Below are 14,311 nucleotides of genomic sequence, written 5' to 3'. Positions count from 1 at the left end.
GCGAGAAACCGACCACCAAATAGCCTGATCGAATTCACTCAGCCGATTTTCCTTCCAAAGGTGCATCTGTTGTACTCTTTCGAGGTACACTGATAATAGTAATTTCACCGCTGATAACGCATCAGTAGTTATTACTCAGAGACGGCTAAACTCGAATTTATCAACCCGCAGTATGAGTAAGAACGGACAGGCCGAACCACTCAGGGCCCAAGTTGGGATTGGGACGCTGATCGTATTTGTTGCGTTAGTGCTGGTTGCGAGTATCAGCGCGGGCGTCTTGCTCACGACTGGTGATTCGCTTCAGACGAGTTCTCAGGAAACGGGCAAAGACACTACTTCGGCAGTCAGCGACCGCGTTTCAGTCATTGGCACATCTGGAACGGTCACCGAAGCCAAGGATCGGATCGTACTCGATAGCAGTCCGCTCAACGATGCCGAAAAAGAAAACGGAAGAGCAGAGGAGCAGTTCATCATTCGGTCGGGAGACGAAGTTGAGGCGCAGATCCAGGGCGGGGATTCAGATTGCTCGCCGCCGTTCGATTTGATTATCGATGGTACTCGCTCAGACAATCCAGTGACCATATCCGATGACAGACTCAAGATAACGAAGACTGCCGACGAGAAACTGCGTATAAGACACCTCGACGACGACAACCCGAATTACGTAATTACAACGGCATCACCAGAGCTCTCTGCTCGGATCGATGATCCCGATAGTACAGGCTGTGACGGACATCTCACTTTTATCGAAACGAATGACTTCGAGAAAGGCTGGAAAGTGGACGAGTCAGGCACTGCAGAACTCCGGTTCGCAAAAGATTCTGTGACCGAGGCACGGATCACAGTACAGCGGTCACCGGGAGCGGATACCATCGACCTCCGTAGTGCTGTCGTCAGATACCTCAATTCCGATACCTACCAGCACCTCACGTACGGATCATCAGGTGCAAGTGAAACGACGTTCGGAACTGAGGCACTGTCGGGAGACGACATTATTCTTCAGGAAGACAGCGACCGAGTGACGATTATCCTCGATACTCGTGCTCTCGCACCGGGATTGGGACTTCGGCCAGACGAGGAGGCGGTCGTTGATATTGGGACAGCACAGGGAAGCCAGACACGCTTGCAACTCACGGTTCCCTCGTCACTATCGCGCCAAGCTGTCGATCTATGATACCCCCTCTAATCTACCGTAGTAGTGGGTTCAACCGCGCCATGCCCCTCATTCGAGTCCTTCGGCGTACTCGTAATCGTCCGGTCCTGCTTCCGGTCGCCCTCCGTCTACTGTGATCTGCCACCCGACCAGAACGGCTGGATCGTCCATTGCGTTCGTGATCGTCGTTCTGACATCGAGAAGGTCGACACCGTAGAATTGCGCGGGCGGCGCGCGAAGGTACTGCAACGCGGTCTCGAAAAGACTCCGCATCCCGTCGTCATTCTCGAAGTCGAAGTGTTTGTACGCGCCCGCCGCGACTTGCACCATCCCGCGGGCGAATGCGCTTTCGGTGGTCCCGCGCCCGTAGTTGTACCACTCGTCTTCGAAACAGTCGTGGGATTCGTGATACGCGCCGGAATTGTACAGGCGAACGCCGTGAACCACCGCCCGGCGAAGAGTCGCGTGTTCCCACCGCTGCTCGTCGGCGCGCCATCCCGGCACGTCCTCGGCCGGCGGGTCGACGCCGGATGCGTTCGTGTGCTCGTCCATGAGCAGAAACTACGCGTCTCGGACACTTATTTGTAAGTTCAGTCCAATCACGGTACCGAATGACTGTACTCGACGAGTTGTCGGGCTTCGAGTTCGAGGACGTGATGGAAGATGTCTTCCGGAATCTCGGCTACGAAAACGTCCGGCAAGCCGACCGCGTTGCCGACGAAGGCAGAGATATCATCATGGAGGAGACTGTCGACGGGGAGTCCCGGGCGGTTATCGTCGAGTGCAAGCACACGGATTCAGTCGGGCGGCCCGTCGTCCAGAAACTCCACTCGGCGGTGGCAACCTACGACTACGACGGGCCCAAACGCGGGATGGTCGCCACGACCGGCCGATTCACCGGGCCTGCCGAGGAGTACACCGAGCAACTGGATGCCAACGACGATCCGTACCCAATCGAACTGCTCGACGGCTCCGACCTGCGGGAACTGGCCGACGACGTCGGACTCGATCTGTACAACGGCCGCATCGAAATTCTCTGTGACGAGACCCTGCGGCCGTACGACCCCACCCGCGGGCCCGCCGGTGCCGTCGAAGACGCGTTTAGAGATATCGAGAACATCGACGCGACGGAGATTCCCGACCCCGAACTCTGGGTAAACTTCCAGCCGACCGTGACTGTCAGCGCCCGTGTGGATGCAACCTTCGAGACCAGCGTCGGCATCATCCACCAGATCCGAGAGCGTGATCGGGTTGTCATCGAGGCATCACAGGACGGGCCAGAGCGAGCTTCACGACCGCTTTCTCGACTCGTTTCCGCGAACCTCGACCAGCGAATCGAACTGAACGAGGAGCAATTGGCCGAGACGTTCACCGAACTCTCGACCGAGCGGTTCGGACAGACCGAGACAGAGTACAAGGAGTGGTCGGTCGACCGACTTCGGCGGAAACACACGATGACCGTCCAGTACACCGGCGACAACAACGTCACCTATACGAAGGAGTGCGAACCCAACCAGTCCGACATCTCTGTCGAGTCGATCACGCCGGTATACGTCCCGCGAATCCGTGCTATCGTCGATTTCGGTCGGTACAGCTATCCCTACGAGTACTACGCTGCCGGCCCGTCGAGATACACCGTCAACGACGGGATCCACCGCTGCCGGCAGTGCGGCGAAGCCGACGAGGACTCGTTCACCTTCTGTGGAAACTGCGACAGCATCAACTGCCCGGATCACACGAAGACCGAACGCCTCGTCGGCGACCCGGTCTGCACTGGCTGTGCCGTGACCGAGCAGTTCTTCTACAGCACGAAGTACTTCTACGACGAATCGAATCTGGAGCAGTTCCGCGCGGAGTACGAAGCCATGCCCCTGCACGAGAAAGCGCTCGAAAACAAGCCTCTCGTGGCGGGTGTCGCGCTCGCAGCCGTTCTGCTAGTTCTGTTCGTCCTGTCGGGTCTCGTCTGATCGACGGAGGATTCACCATCACAGGTCTCTCGACCGTTGTCGTGCAGTCGCGACGACCGCCTGGCCGTACGCGATTCCTCCATCGCCGGGCGGGACGCGGTCCGGACCGACGAACGACAGCCCGGCGTCTTGCACTGTCTCTCGGATTGTCGAGTGAATCGCATCGTTGTACGCGACGCCACCGGTGAATCCAATCACTTCGACGTTCCGGTCACGGGCGCACTCGATTGCAATGTGTCCGAGGCCGCGAGCGAGGGCTTCTTGCGCGGTTGCGGCTACATCGGCTGCCGGCATCTCCTCGGCCATTGCCGCGAGCCGAGAGACGAGCGCCGGAGTATCCAGCACGAACCGTCCCGAGGCAGTTCTCGTCGGGAGTTCAATATCCCGCGCCGTCCCCTCGCTCGCGCGAGCCTCCAGCCTGAGTGCGGGTTCACCCTGATACTGCCGCCGACCGCAGATGTCGAGCAGTGCGCTGACCGCATCGAGATACCGGCCGGCGCTGGTCGTCTCGGGCGCGTTGGTCCCCGATCCGGCCTGTTGGCGGACGATTCTCGCTTGGTCAGCGTTCTCCACCGCTCCCGTCTCGATCAGTCGTTCGTCGACGAGGTCTGGATCGTTGAGCAGACTCGTCAGAGTTCGAGCGGGATACCGAACGGCTTCGTCACCCCCGGGCAGGGAAAACGCGGCGATCCCGCCGACGCGGTCGGCCTCGTGGTAGCGAGTGTCGAGTATCTCTCCGCCCCAGATGGTTCCATCCGGGCCGTAGCCCGTCCCGTCAGCGGTGATAACGAGTGCGCGTTCGATCTCGTGTTCAGCGCACAACGCCGCGGCGTGGGCGTGGTGATGGCCGACACGGACGGGGCCGTCGAGTTCTGCTGTGCGGCGGTCGGCTTCTTCGCTCGTCAGGAACTCCGGGTGGCGGTCGCAGGCGACGAGGTCTGGCTCGATGCCGGAAAGATCGGTCAGATGATCGACGACTTCGCGGTGAAAGGCCACTCCGTCCGGCCCGTCGACCTCGCCGACGTGTTGCGAGAGAACGACCGTCGTCCCGTCGGCGACGGCAACCGTCACGTCCCGGCCGGGCCCGAGCGCGAGCACAGACGGTGATTCGTCTGTCCCAGCAGGATTGGGGAGTTCTCGGGGTGTCCAGCCACGAGAGCGACGGATGAATCGATCCTCGCCGTCGACGACCCGGACGACACTATCGTCACACCGTGTGACGATTGCTCGGTCGTGCACCAGTGCGCCGTGGACGACTTCGTCCAGGCGATTCCAGACGCCCGCCGCCGTCGTGACCATCGGCTCGCCGGGTCGGTTCGCGCTCGTCATCACGAGCGGTCCGTCGATCCCGTCGAACAGCAGATGATGCAGGCCGGAGTACGGCAGCATGACACCAACGGTGTGCAGCCCCGGTGCGACGGCATCCAGCCACGACGCGTCGGTCGCTGTTTCGAGCACCGTAATCGGTCGCCGAAGGTCCCTCAACACCTCTCGCTCGGTCGGTCCCACGGTCGCAAATGACTCGACGGCAGAGACTGAGGGTGCCATGAGCGCGAAGGGTTTACTCGGCCGGCCGGTTCGATCCCGGAGCCGGTCGACTGTATTCGGATCAGTGGCGTCACAGACGAGATGCGTGCCTCCGGTTCCTTTGACGGCAACAATTTTCTCATCAGTGAGCGCCTTCGTCGCCCTGTCGAGCGGATCACCGTCGAGTACGTCGCCGTCGACTTCGTATCGCAGTTCGGGGCCACAGGCCGGACACGCGACGGTCTGTGCGTGATATCGTCGATCAGCAGGCGTTTCGTAGCTCTCCCGACAGTCTTCACACATGGGAAATTCGTCCATCGAGGTTCGTTTTCGGTCGTAGGGCACGTCTCGGACGACGGTGTATCGCGGGCCACAATCGACACAACTGGTCGCCCAGTAGCCGTGGTATCGGGAATCCGGATCTCGGAGGTCGTCGAGACACTGCTCGCAGATGCCGGTGTCGGGCGGTACCGGAATCCTGCTGGCCTCGGCGTCGTCAGATTGGGACTCGCGGATTTCGAACTCCTTCGTTCCAGTCGTGTCGATCCACCTCACGTCGACAGCATCGACTGCTGAGAGCGGCGGATTTTCCGAGTCGAGTGTGGAGAGAACGGTCTCGACTGACTCTCGGTTACCTTCGAAGGCAGCGTCGACGGCGCCGCTGTCGTTACGGACGTAGCCGCCGACACCGGCCGAGATGGCCGTCCGATAGACGAACGGTCGGAAGCCGACACCTTGCACGACGCCATCGATCCGGACCGACGCGCGGACGCGCTCACCCATCGTCAGTGGATATAGCGGTGACCGGTGTGGCTGTGGGCTGACTCTCCGAGATAGGCCGCGAGTTCATCGATTCCGTCGCCATCGCGTGCATTGGTCTCGAAGACCTCCATTCCGGGGGCAATCTCTTCGATATCAGAACGCATCCGCTCGATGTCGGCCCCGACCGCTTCGGCGATGTCGGCTTTGTTCACGACGGCGGCGTCACAGGCCTGAAAGAGCAGCGGGTGTTTTCGGACCACGTCGTCGCCTTCGGTGGTACTCACGACGAGGACACGCGCTTGCGCACCGAGCGGGAAATCTGCCGGACAGACCATGTTGCCGACGTTTTCAACGTAGAGTCGGTCGAGTGCATCGAGGTCGAACTCCGTGACTGCATCGGCGACGAGCGAGCCATCGAGATGACACTCCTTCCCGGTGTTGACGTTGGCCACTTCGACACCGAGGGCTTCGAGTCGGCGGGCATCGTCATCGCCGGCCACGTCACCGACGATCGCACCGACGATCTCCTCCGGCGGCGCGCGCTCGGCGAGACGTTCGACGATTGTCGTCTTGCCGCTGCCGGTGCTCCCGAGGAACTCGATACAGGAGATACCGTGGTCGTGGACGACTGTCTCGTGTACCTCTTCGGCTTGCTCGCGAAGTCTGGCGAGTACGTCGTCCTCGTCAGTTCGCTCACCGTCGTCGTGGCCGTGATCGTGGCCAAAACGATGGGCCGAGAGCGGCCCGAGCAGGTCGGTCAGAAGTCGATCCAGTGATCGGTCGAATCGGTGTGTCTGGTACATAGTTAGTGTTGGTCACGGTTCGGTCGAATTGGGAACGGAGATCCGTGCGAGTCGACACTCGGTTCCGGCAGTGAGTTCGACCCGGTTCTCGCAGTCCGGGCAGCGGAGATCCGGTGCCGCCATCGGGAGATCAGGAAGCGTCTCGGGTTCGCCCGTCCAGCCACACTCACAGGCACCCTCCGGCGGGATCGAGTCGACGACAATCTCTGCGTCTGCGGCGGGCGTCTCTGCCGCGACAGTCTCGATACAGAACGTTAGCTGGTCGGGATTGAGATGGGTCGCCTCGCCGACGGCCAGTTCGAGACGGTCGATCCGCTCCGCCCCGTGTTCCGCTGCTGCGTCGACGGCCTGATCGACCAACGACTGAGCAATCGAAAGTTCGTGCATAGTTACCTTGCTGATCGGCCCATCGTCAGCAGATCCGTGGGACTGCCTCTTTACTCGGTTCGCGCAGGTAGCGATTTCCGATTCCGGTGTCGAGGACGACCCGTCCACGGTGGTCGTCGATAGCCTTCCCGATGGCTGCGGCGTTCGCTCCCTTCGGATGATCCCGAAGGGTTTTGAGCACGCTCTCCGCAGCGGTCGGTTCGACGCCGAGAATCGCCACCCCTTCGTTCGCGATCTGGTAGGGATCGAGACCGAGCAGTTCGCCGGCCCCGGTCACGTCCTCGGTCACCGGGACGCGCTCGTCGGTGATCTCGATGCCGACATCGCTCTTTCGAGCCATCTCGTTGAGCGAGCCAGCGAGTCCCGTGCGTGTCGGGTCTTTCATCGCCGTCACCGACTCGCTGGCGGCATCGAGCGCGCTCGCCAGCAGGTCGTTCAGCGGCTGTACGTCGGACTCCAGTTCGGCCTCGAAGTCGATACCCTCACGCTCGGCCAACAGCGAGATTCCATGCTCGCCGATCGCTCCGGTGACGAGGACGACATCGTTCGGAGCGAGGCCGGAATCCGGTGTGACGTGCTCGGCGATACCCACGCCGGCGGTGTTGATCGTCACGCCGTCAAGTTCGCCGTTTCCCATCACCTTCGTGTCGCCCGAGACAACTAGAGCCGACGCCTCTCGGCAGGTCTCGGCCATCGACTCGGCGATCCGTTCGAGATTCTCTCGGGGATAGTTCGCTTCGATGACGACAGCGCTGGTGAGTCCTTTGACCTCTGTCGCGCCCATCACCGCGAGGTCATTGACCGTCCCCGAAATTGCGAGGCGGCCGATGTCCCCGCCCGGGAAGAAGGGTGGCTGGACGACGTGAGTATCCGTCGTCACGACGAGATTCTCGTCGCCGACCGGCAGGACGGCTCCGTCGTCCCAGTCGTGCAGGCCGACGAGCGCCTCGGCGGCCTCTCCGAACCCCTCGGTGAGCGTCTCGGAGACCAGATCTCGGGTCGCTTGCCCGCCTGCTCCGTGGGTGATCGTGATTCGTTCGTCTTCTTCAGACTCGGAGACGTGTTCGCTCATAGATCGGGGCGGCCTCCATATTCGTGCCAGATCTTGCAGGTTCCTTCGCTGCTGACCATGCAGGCACCGATCGGATTGGCGGGCGTACACTCCTCTCCGAACAGCGGACAGTCGACGGGGTCTGCGGTCCCGGCCATGATATCTCCGCAGATGCACTCTTCAGAGTGCTGTGAACCGGAGTCCCCGCGCAGATCCGACGTGTCGATCGCGAAGCGTTCGCGGGCGTCGTACTCGGCGTACTCCGAACGGAGTTGCAGGTTGGCGTCGGGGATGTGCGCGATGCCGCGCCACTCGCCGTCGACGGCCTCGAAAACGTCCCAGAGCTGTTCTTTGGCGACGCGGTTGCCCTCGCGTGTGACACAGCGCGGATACGCGTTTTCGACCGTCTCCTCACCATCGCGGATGTGTTCGAGGAGTTTGACCAGTCCAGCCAGAATGTCCAGGGGCTCGAAGCCGCCGACGACGATCGGCAGGCCGTGGCGGTCGACAACGCCCTCGAAGATCCCGTGGCCGGTGATGATCGCTGCGTTGCCGGCGGCGAGGTAGCCGTCGATCTCCGTATCCGGCATCTCGGCGACGATCTCCATCGCCGGCGGGATGTACTTGTGTGCCGACAGCACCGAGAAGTTCTCCGGCGGGTCGGATTTGATGACTGCCGCCGTCGGTGCGGCTGTCGTTTCGAAGCCGGTCGCGAAGAAGACGACTTCGTTGTCGACATCTTCGGCGAGTTCGACCGCGTCCTGTGCGCCGTAGACGACCCGAACGTCGGCCCCCTCGGAGCGAGCGTCGTCCAGCGATTTCGACGTGCCCGAGACTTTCAGCATGTCGCCGTAGGTGGCAACGGTGACGCCGTCTTCGGCCAGCGCCACCGCCTCGTCGACCTCGGGCATGTTCGTCACACAGACGGGACAGCCCGGACCCATGACCAGCCGAACAGTGTCGGGGAGCAGACTTCGCAAGCCGAACTTCGCGATGGACTGCTCGTGGCTCCCGCAGACGTGCATCACCTTCACCGGCGTCTCGTCGATCTCCTCGCCGATTTCGGCGATCTTGTCGGCCAGCGCCTCCGCTTTCTCCGGGTCGCGAAACTGTAGTTCGTCTTCGCCCGCGCCGCCGGGGATCGATCCAGTCGGGCCGCCGAGGGATGGGTCGTTTTCAGACATCGATACCAAGTTCGTCGAGTAGATCGTCGTCTTCTTCTTCCTCTTCTTCGGCTTCTGTTCCTCGCCTGTCGGCCGGCGCACCGCTGTTGGCCTCCAGTTCGTCCATCACGTCGTCCGTCAGCATATCCTCGGGATCGGCGTCGAGCATCGTCTCGAACAACTCCATCGTCTCCTCGACCTCGTTCTCGGGAATCTTCCGGATGGCGTAGCCGACGTGGTTGAGGATGTAATCACCCTCCTCGACTGTGTCGCCGACGATATCGAGCCTGACTCGGCGCTCGACACCCCAGAAATCCGCAATCGCCTCGTGACCGTCGATCTCCTGAATCTCACCAGGGACACCGAGACACATCAGACGCCACCTCCGTCACCGTCGTCGATCTGCGCCCCAATCATCTCTGGATCGCCCGCCAGCAGTCGGTCGGGACGGAATCGACCCTTGACGTGGTGGCCGTCCGATTCGTGCTCGTCGATCTCGCTCTGTTCGATTCGCTCGCCGCAGTTAGTGCAGTACCAGTGTCCGTTCATTGGTCGTGATAGTCCGCAAGTCGTTGTTCGATGCGCGATACCAGATCTGGAAGCGCCGCTTCGACTGGCTCCGAGAGTTCCAGAGAGGGGTCCAGTTGCTCGGGAACGATGCCGATCAGCCGGATCCGCTCGGGGACGTTGTAGGCCGCATCGCCGACCGCGAGCGCGTCGGTGAAACTGTAATCGTGCATCGTCACCTCCGGCGCGTCCACGGACGGGCGGTCGAGTCTGTACTCACGGATCGTCCCCGGCGGCTCGTCGATTCCGAGCGCGTCGACGACGATTGCCCGGTCGGCACCACTCATCGCTTCCAGCGCGAGAAAGGCCGTCGTGCCGGCGTGGGTGAGTGTCGTCTCCTCGGGGACTGACCGCTCTCGCAGCGACTCGACAGCGTGAAAGCCGACGCCGTCGTCGCCCATCACCCGGCTCCCGACACCGACGACTGCCTGTGTATGACTGTCGTCCTCGGCGGTCGGTTCCGGGGCGTCACTCGTCGTCGTCATCGTCCTCCTGAAGCACGTAGGCGTCCATTTTCCCGAAGACCATCGACTTGAGCGCGGCGTGATTGCTCGGGAGGATCGCGAAGTAGACGTGGCCCATCACCATGGCGACGACCAGAAACGCCACCAGCAGGTGGATCTGCAGCAGCGTCTCGAAGGCGAGCCAGGGCGTGAGAAAGCCGATCAGCTCGGCCCACCACTCCGGATCGGAACTCATCTCGGCGTACATGCTAAAGCCAGTCACCGCGAGCACGCCGAAAAAGATCGACACCCACCAGAAGAACGTCTTCTGCATCGGGTGATAGGCCAGCCAGTCACCGTCCTCTTCGTCGTAGGTCTCCCGGGCGCGATGATAGCCCGGAATGTAGGACTTCAGACCGACGAACGCCTGTGCTACCCGGACGGTGACGCGGATATCGTCTGGCTCGGCCAGTTGACGGTGGCCGTCAGCGACGACATGATACAGTGGGAAGAGGACGAACAGGACGGCCATGAGCAGCGTCCCGGCCCACATGTGCATGCCGAAGGCGAGGTAGTAGCCGTCCCAGGGGGCGATGTTCAGCGGGCCGTAGCTCCCGGTCCAGATGGCATAGCCCGTCCCAATCAGCACGAACATCAAGGTCGCCTGTGTCCAGTGAGAGAGCCGAGCACCGAGGCTGTGGCGCTCGACAGTTTCGCGCTCGTCGATCTCTCGAACCCGCTCGTACTTGTCGTCGACCTCTTCAGAGGGTGCCCGGATCGCCGAAACGAACTCCCGCAGGCGCTCTCGGATATCGGTGTCTGAGTCGGTGCTCACGGTTCGTCCACCTCCTGTCCGGCGAAGGGTTTCTCGGATTTGGCCGCGACAGCGCCCGGCGAGGCTGGCGTGACCTTCTCTGAGTACGTCCCGTCGGGACTCTCGACGTGGACCGAGCAGGCCAGACACGGATCGAACGAGCGGACCGTCCGCATGACGTTGATTGGATTCTCGTAATCTTCGACGGCCATGCCCTCCACAGACCCTTCGAAGATGCTGGGCGTTCCGTTCTCGTCACGCGGGCCGAGATTCCACAGCGTCGGCGTGATGATCTGGTAGTTCGTGATCGTCCCGTCTTCGATCTTGACCCAGTGTGAGAGTGCGCCGCGGGAGGCCTCCCAGAGACCGACGCCCTCGCCGCTGAAATCGTCCGTCCAGCCGTGATTGACCGTCGAGTCGGGTTCGATCTCACCCAGGAGGTCGACGATCTGATCGCGCAGGAGCACCGCCTCCTGGGCGCGGGCGATCAGCCGGTTGAGCGTGCTGCTTTTGGTGGGATCGCCGCCCAGCGTCGCCCGCAGGTCGAACGGATCCTGGTCGGTGACGATCAACCGGGCGAGCGAGCCGGTTTCCATGTTCATGCCGTCGTACCGCGGTGCCTTCCCCCAGGAGTACGCTCCCTCCTTCTCGGGGTCGGGTTTCGGCGGGGACTCGTCCATCGGGTGACCGCCGGAGTCGTCTGTGTACCACGACCGTGCGGTACTTTCGGTGATCGCCGAGGTGATCTCCTCTTTGTCTGGGTGTGAGAGTTCGCCGTCGACGTAAATGCCCGGCGGGACTTCGCGGCCGCCGTCGCCGTCGGGATAGACACCGTTGCAGTAGTACCGGCCGGGACCGACGCCGAAGTCGTCCGCGCCGGCCTCCTTGGCGGCAAACAGCAAGCCGACGATGTCGTGGAGTCCTTCGCCGATGGTCGAATCGAACTCGTCGTTGCGGACGTTCTCGATCACTTCGGGAATCGCCTCGGTCGGGCCGAGCCACTCACTGACGAACTCGACCTGATCGCGGATGTTCTGGAGTTTCCCCGCGGTCGGCGTCGCGGACATCCCTCCGGGCGCGTACGTGAGTGGGTGCGGAGCCTTCCCGCCAAACTCCGCGAAGCCCTGGAGCAGTTCTCGCTGGGCTTCGAGGGCCCGTTTGTATCCTTCACCCTCCATGGGATCGAGTCGTTCCAGCCCCGTGTCCGCGACGGCGTCGCTGTAGTCCGGCCCCACCAGCGCGAACATGTGGACCGCGTGGTTCCACAGCGTCGCGATCTTTTCGAGCAGATTGCGCATCTGCCGGGCGGTGTCGGGAACGCCGTCGAAGACGCCTGCCTTCTTCGCGGCGTTCTCGATGGCTAGCAGCGAACTCATGCGGTGGACGGTGAAACAGACACCACAGACTCGCTGGGTAAACACCGGCGCGTCCGAGGGCGGTCGGTTCAGCACGACCATCTCCATGCCGCGGAACATATCCATGTGACTTTTGGCCTCCGTCACGACGCCGTCTTCGACCTGTAGCGTCGTGCTGTGGTGGCCCTCGATACGTGTCGTCGGATCGATTTCGATCTCTGGCATCAGTTTTCACCCTCAGATGGTTCGCCGCTGCCGTCGGCCTGGACGTTCTGTGCAGTTTCGTCCGATTCGCTCTCCCCGGACTGTTCGCTCTGGTCGACCGCTTGCTCCGGTTCATCCGCGTCGCCGTAGCCCATCGCTTTCCGAATCGCGTGGGCTGTCAGGCCCGCTGCCGTGGCCCCGACAGCCAATTTTCCGGCGAGACTGAGATCGCCGAGGACGAGCCCTTGCGATTCGACTGGCTCGTAGAAGGGCGTCATCCGATCCCAAAAGCCCGGCTCCATACAGCCGATACAGGGCGCGCCGACGTTCCGACAGACGCTGGTCCCGTCGTTCCACAGCCGAACCGAGTCGTCACAGTGGCAGTACGGCCCCTTGCAGCCGACGTTGTAGAGACACTTTCCGGATCCGTCGCCGACGTGGTCGACGAACTCGCCGCGGTCGAAGTAGCCACGCCGAGAGCACTGGTCGTGAACAAGTGGTCCGTAGAACGCTTTCGGTCGGTTGAACTCGTCGAGATCCGGCTCGTGGCCGTTGAGCAGTGTCGCCACCGTCAGCAGGACGTAGTCGGGATGAGTCATACAGCCGGGGACGTTGATGACCGGGAGTCCGGAGTTGGCGGTAAACTCCGGCCCCAGCACGCCCGCGTCTCCCTTCCGGTGGGTGTACTGCAGCCCTTTCGCGCCGGTGACGTTCGCGTCCATCCACGGCCCCTGTTCGTCGAAGTCCTCGACGGCCGGCGCGCCGTTCTCCGCGGACTGCCACCCGCCGTAGCAGGCGCAGGTGCCAATGCCCACGACGTAGTCAGCTTCTGGAGCCAGTTCCAGCAGCCAGTCGACGACTGGCTTGGGTCGACCGTCGTCAGTCCGTCCGAACGTCGCGGCCGAGGGAATCTGCGTCGGAATCGCCCCCTCGATCATGAGGATATCCGGCGATTTGCTCATCGCGTCGGTGGCCGCCTCGCCTGACTCGGCCATCAGTTCCGGGTGGAAGGTGACATCAAGTTTGAACTGTGAAATCGCCTCTTCCAGGCTTGGCGACGTTCCCTGCAGCGTCGACATAGTACAGGCCGAGCAGGTCTGTCCCTGTATCCAGACGACTTCTTTCTCGCCGTTGCTGGCCTGCTCGAGCGCTCTGGCGACCTCCGTACTGTACTCCGTGATCACAGAGCCCGCACTGGCAGCCCCGACCAGTTTGAGGAAGTTTCGTCTCGTTGCCGATACACCACTCGTCGTCTCCCCCCCCGTGTCAGTGGTCGTCATAGTTACTCAGTATCGACAGTCGGTTCCGTGCTGTATGTTGAATCGTCACGATACCGTTCTACAGCGACCCCCGCCCCGAACGACAGGAGACTGGACAGTCCGATCCAGAGTAAGTTCGGGTGTTCGATACCGGTGTGCAGCGTTGCGTCTAACATACTTGCTCTTCTTAGCGCAATCTCCATGTGACTCTGGCCGATATATGAAGTGCTTAAAAAGACACGCAAAGTACGATAGCCCAACGTCAGCGTGGGAGTTAATTTCGCCCGCTATCGTGTGACACAGACTCAGCGTCTCGACGTGATCGCCTCGATGAGATCGGTTAGCGCCTGTCGAGCGAACTGGTTTTTATTTTCGATTCGGTCGCCCTCGAACTCGTAGCGCGTTGCCGAGACGGTCTCCTCGCCATCTTCCAGACAGGCCGTTCCGATGAAGACAGTCCCGACCGGCTTCTCAGGGGTCCCGCCGCTCGGACCGGCGATGCCCGTCGTCGAGACACCCCACTTCGTCCCTGCGTTTTCACGGACGCCGCTCGCCATCTGTCGGGCGATTTCAGCGGAGACTGCGCCGGTTTTTTCGAGCGTATGTAGATCGACGTTCAGCAGGTCCAGTTTCGCATCATTAGAGTAAGTCACAATCGATCGCTCGAAGAAAGCGCTCGCGCCGGGGACGTTGGTGAATTTCGATCCGACGAGTCCACCGGTACTCGATTCGGCCACCGCGACCATCGCGTCGTCTTCGGTCAGCGCCGAACCCGCTTCTCGGGCGAGTTCGTGATCGTCATCATCTGTCATAATCGATTATTTGGGAGACACCGAAATGAAACCGACGGTCTCCG

The 14,311-nt window shown here is 61.9% G+C and carries 16 protein-coding genes; 2 read left to right on the top strand and 14 right to left on the bottom strand.

Annotated features, from left to right (window positions below):
• Window positions 1-172: 172 nt before the first annotated feature.
• Window positions 173-1,174, top strand: coding sequence for a flagellin (locus V8P86_RS01545; protein ID WP_336325476.1), 1,002 nt, complete (start codon window positions 173-175; stop codon window positions 1,172-1,174).
• A 48-nt stretch (window positions 1,175-1,222) separates the two neighbouring features.
• On the opposite strand, the gene V8P86_RS01540 is transcribed toward V8P86_RS01545, so the two are convergent.
• Window positions 1,223-1,705 carry a DUF309 domain-containing protein gene (locus V8P86_RS01540; RefSeq protein WP_336325475.1) on the bottom strand — a complete coding sequence of 161 codons (483 nt, stop codon included), beginning with the start codon at window positions 1,703-1,705 and terminating at the stop codon, window positions 1,223-1,225.
• A 59-nt stretch (window positions 1,706-1,764) separates the two neighbouring features.
• Here V8P86_RS01540 and V8P86_RS01535 point away from each other — a divergent pair, with 59 nt between their 5' ends.
• Window positions 1,765-3,120 (top strand): restriction endonuclease, encoded by a 1,356-nt coding sequence (locus tag V8P86_RS01535; RefSeq protein ID WP_336325474.1) that lies wholly within the window; start codon window positions 1,765-1,767, stop codon window positions 3,118-3,120.
• Window positions 3,121-3,138: 18 nt separating this feature from the next.
• Here the strand turns inward: V8P86_RS01535 and hypF are convergent, their stop codons facing one another.
• The 13 genes from hypF to V8P86_RS01470 all read right to left on the bottom strand — a co-directional run bounded on the left by hypF (window position 3,139) and on the right by V8P86_RS01470 (window position 14,267).
• A complete protein-coding gene (gene hypF, locus V8P86_RS01530; protein ID WP_336325473.1) occupies window positions 3,139-5,430 on the bottom strand; it encodes a carbamoyltransferase HypF in 2,292 nt (763 codons plus the stop codon).
• A gap of 2 nt (window positions 5,431-5,432) precedes the next feature.
• Window positions 5,433-6,212, bottom strand: coding sequence for a hydrogenase nickel incorporation protein HypB (gene hypB / locus V8P86_RS01525; RefSeq protein ID WP_336325472.1), 780 nt, complete (start codon window positions 6,210-6,212; stop codon window positions 5,433-5,435).
• Between the two features lie 12 nt (window positions 6,213-6,224).
• Window positions 6,225-6,599: a hydrogenase maturation nickel metallochaperone HypA/HybF gene (locus tag V8P86_RS01520; protein ID WP_336325471.1), complete on the bottom strand. Its 375-nt coding sequence runs from the start codon at window positions 6,597-6,599 to the stop codon at window positions 6,225-6,227.
• A 25-nt stretch (window positions 6,600-6,624) separates the two neighbouring features.
• Entirely contained in the window at window positions 6,625-7,671 is a 1,047-nt protein-coding gene (hypE, locus tag V8P86_RS01515; RefSeq protein ID WP_336325470.1) for a hydrogenase expression/formation protein HypE, read from the bottom strand.
• Window positions 7,668-8,834 carry a hydrogenase formation protein HypD gene (hypD, locus tag V8P86_RS01510; RefSeq protein ID WP_336325469.1) on the bottom strand — a complete coding sequence of 389 codons (1,167 nt, stop codon included), beginning with the start codon at window positions 8,832-8,834 and terminating at the stop codon, window positions 7,668-7,670. Before hypD ends, hypE begins: the two co-directional genes overlap by 4 nt.
• On the bottom strand, window positions 8,827-9,186 hold the full coding sequence (locus V8P86_RS01505; RefSeq protein ID WP_336325468.1) for a HypC/HybG/HupF family hydrogenase formation chaperone: 360 nt from the start codon (window positions 9,184-9,186) through the stop codon (window positions 8,827-8,829). Before V8P86_RS01505 ends, hypD begins: the two co-directional genes overlap by 8 nt.
• Window positions 9,186-9,362 carry a hypothetical protein gene (locus V8P86_RS01500; RefSeq protein ID WP_336325467.1) on the bottom strand — a complete coding sequence of 59 codons (177 nt, stop codon included), beginning with the start codon at window positions 9,360-9,362 and terminating at the stop codon, window positions 9,186-9,188. The genes V8P86_RS01505 and V8P86_RS01500 overlap by 1 nt, the downstream gene beginning before the upstream one ends.
• Complete coding sequence (locus V8P86_RS01495; RefSeq protein WP_336325466.1) at window positions 9,359-9,865, bottom strand: hydrogenase maturation protease; 507 nt, start codon at window positions 9,863-9,865, stop codon at window positions 9,359-9,361. Before V8P86_RS01495 ends, V8P86_RS01500 begins: the two co-directional genes overlap by 4 nt.
• Entirely contained in the window at window positions 9,849-10,658 is an 810-nt protein-coding gene (locus V8P86_RS01490) for a cytochrome b/b6 domain-containing protein (RefSeq protein WP_336325465.1), read from the bottom strand. Before V8P86_RS01490 ends, V8P86_RS01495 begins: the two co-directional genes overlap by 17 nt.
• Complete coding sequence (locus tag V8P86_RS01485; RefSeq protein WP_336325464.1) at window positions 10,655-12,217, bottom strand: nickel-dependent hydrogenase large subunit; 1,563 nt, start codon at window positions 12,215-12,217, stop codon at window positions 10,655-10,657. The genes V8P86_RS01490 and V8P86_RS01485 overlap by 4 nt, the downstream gene beginning before the upstream one ends.
• Window positions 12,217-13,476, bottom strand: coding sequence for a hydrogenase small subunit (locus V8P86_RS01480; RefSeq protein WP_336325463.1), 1,260 nt, complete (start codon window positions 13,474-13,476; stop codon window positions 12,217-12,219). The genes V8P86_RS01485 and V8P86_RS01480 overlap by 1 nt, the downstream gene beginning before the upstream one ends.
• A gap of 2 nt (window positions 13,477-13,478) precedes the next feature.
• Window positions 13,479-13,631 carry a hypothetical protein gene (locus V8P86_RS01475; protein ID WP_336325462.1) on the bottom strand — a complete coding sequence of 51 codons (153 nt, stop codon included), beginning with the start codon at window positions 13,629-13,631 and terminating at the stop codon, window positions 13,479-13,481.
• A 129-nt stretch (window positions 13,632-13,760) separates the two neighbouring features.
• Window positions 13,761-14,267, bottom strand: a complete 507-nt coding sequence (locus V8P86_RS01470) for a CinA family protein (protein ID WP_336325461.1) — start codon at window positions 14,265-14,267, stop codon at window positions 13,761-13,763.
• Between the last annotated feature and the right edge of the window lie 44 nt (window positions 14,268-14,311).

Origin of the sequence: Halovenus anhuiensis (assembly GCF_037080055.1) — an archaeon.
Classification (GTDB): domain Archaea; phylum Halobacteriota; class Halobacteria; order Halobacteriales; family Haloarculaceae; genus Halovenus.
This window is presented reverse-complemented; position numbering and strand designations above follow the sequence as displayed.

Bases quoted from the DNA above. Each gene is read 5' to 3' on its own strand.
- V8P86_RS01545 (WP_336325476.1), top strand. From the start codon at position 173: ATGAGTAAGAACGGACAGGCCGAACCACTCAGGGCCCAAGTTGGGATT.
- V8P86_RS01540 (WP_336325475.1), bottom strand. From the start codon at position 1,705: ATGGACGAGCACACGAACGCATCCGGCGTCGACCCGCCGGCCGAGGAC.
- V8P86_RS01535 (WP_336325474.1), top strand. From the start codon at position 1,765: ATGACTGTACTCGACGAGTTGTCGGGCTTCGAGTTCGAGGACGTGATG.
- hypF (WP_336325473.1), bottom strand. From the start codon at position 5,430: ATGGGTGAGCGCGTCCGCGCGTCGGTCCGGATCGATGGCGTCGTGCAA.
- hypB (WP_336325472.1), bottom strand. From the start codon at position 6,212: ATGTACCAGACACACCGATTCGACCGATCACTGGATCGACTTCTGACC.
- V8P86_RS01520 (WP_336325471.1), bottom strand. From the start codon at position 6,599: ATGCACGAACTTTCGATTGCTCAGTCGTTGGTCGATCAGGCCGTCGAC.
- hypE (WP_336325470.1), bottom strand. From the start codon at position 7,671: ATGAGCGAACACGTCTCCGAGTCTGAAGAAGACGAACGAATCACGATC.
- hypD (WP_336325469.1), bottom strand. From the start codon at position 8,834: ATGTCTGAAAACGACCCATCCCTCGGCGGCCCGACTGGATCGATCCCC.
- V8P86_RS01505 (WP_336325468.1), bottom strand. From the start codon at position 9,186: ATGTGTCTCGGTGTCCCTGGTGAGATTCAGGAGATCGACGGTCACGAG.
- V8P86_RS01500 (WP_336325467.1), bottom strand. From the start codon at position 9,362: ATGAACGGACACTGGTACTGCACTAACTGCGGCGAGCGAATCGAACAG.
- V8P86_RS01495 (WP_336325466.1), bottom strand. From the start codon at position 9,865: ATGACGACGACGAGTGACGCCCCGGAACCGACCGCCGAGGACGACAGT.
- V8P86_RS01485 (WP_336325464.1), bottom strand. From the start codon at position 12,217: ATGCCAGAGATCGAAATCGATCCGACGACACGTATCGAGGGCCACCAC.
- V8P86_RS01480 (WP_336325463.1), bottom strand. From the start codon at position 13,476: ATGACGACCACTGACACGGGGGGGGAGACGACGAGTGGTGTATCGGCA.
- V8P86_RS01475 (WP_336325462.1), bottom strand. From the start codon at position 13,631: ATGTTAGACGCAACGCTGCACACCGGTATCGAACACCCGAACTTACTC.
- V8P86_RS01470 (WP_336325461.1), bottom strand. From the start codon at position 14,267: ATGACAGATGATGACGATCACGAACTCGCCCGAGAAGCGGGTTCGGCG.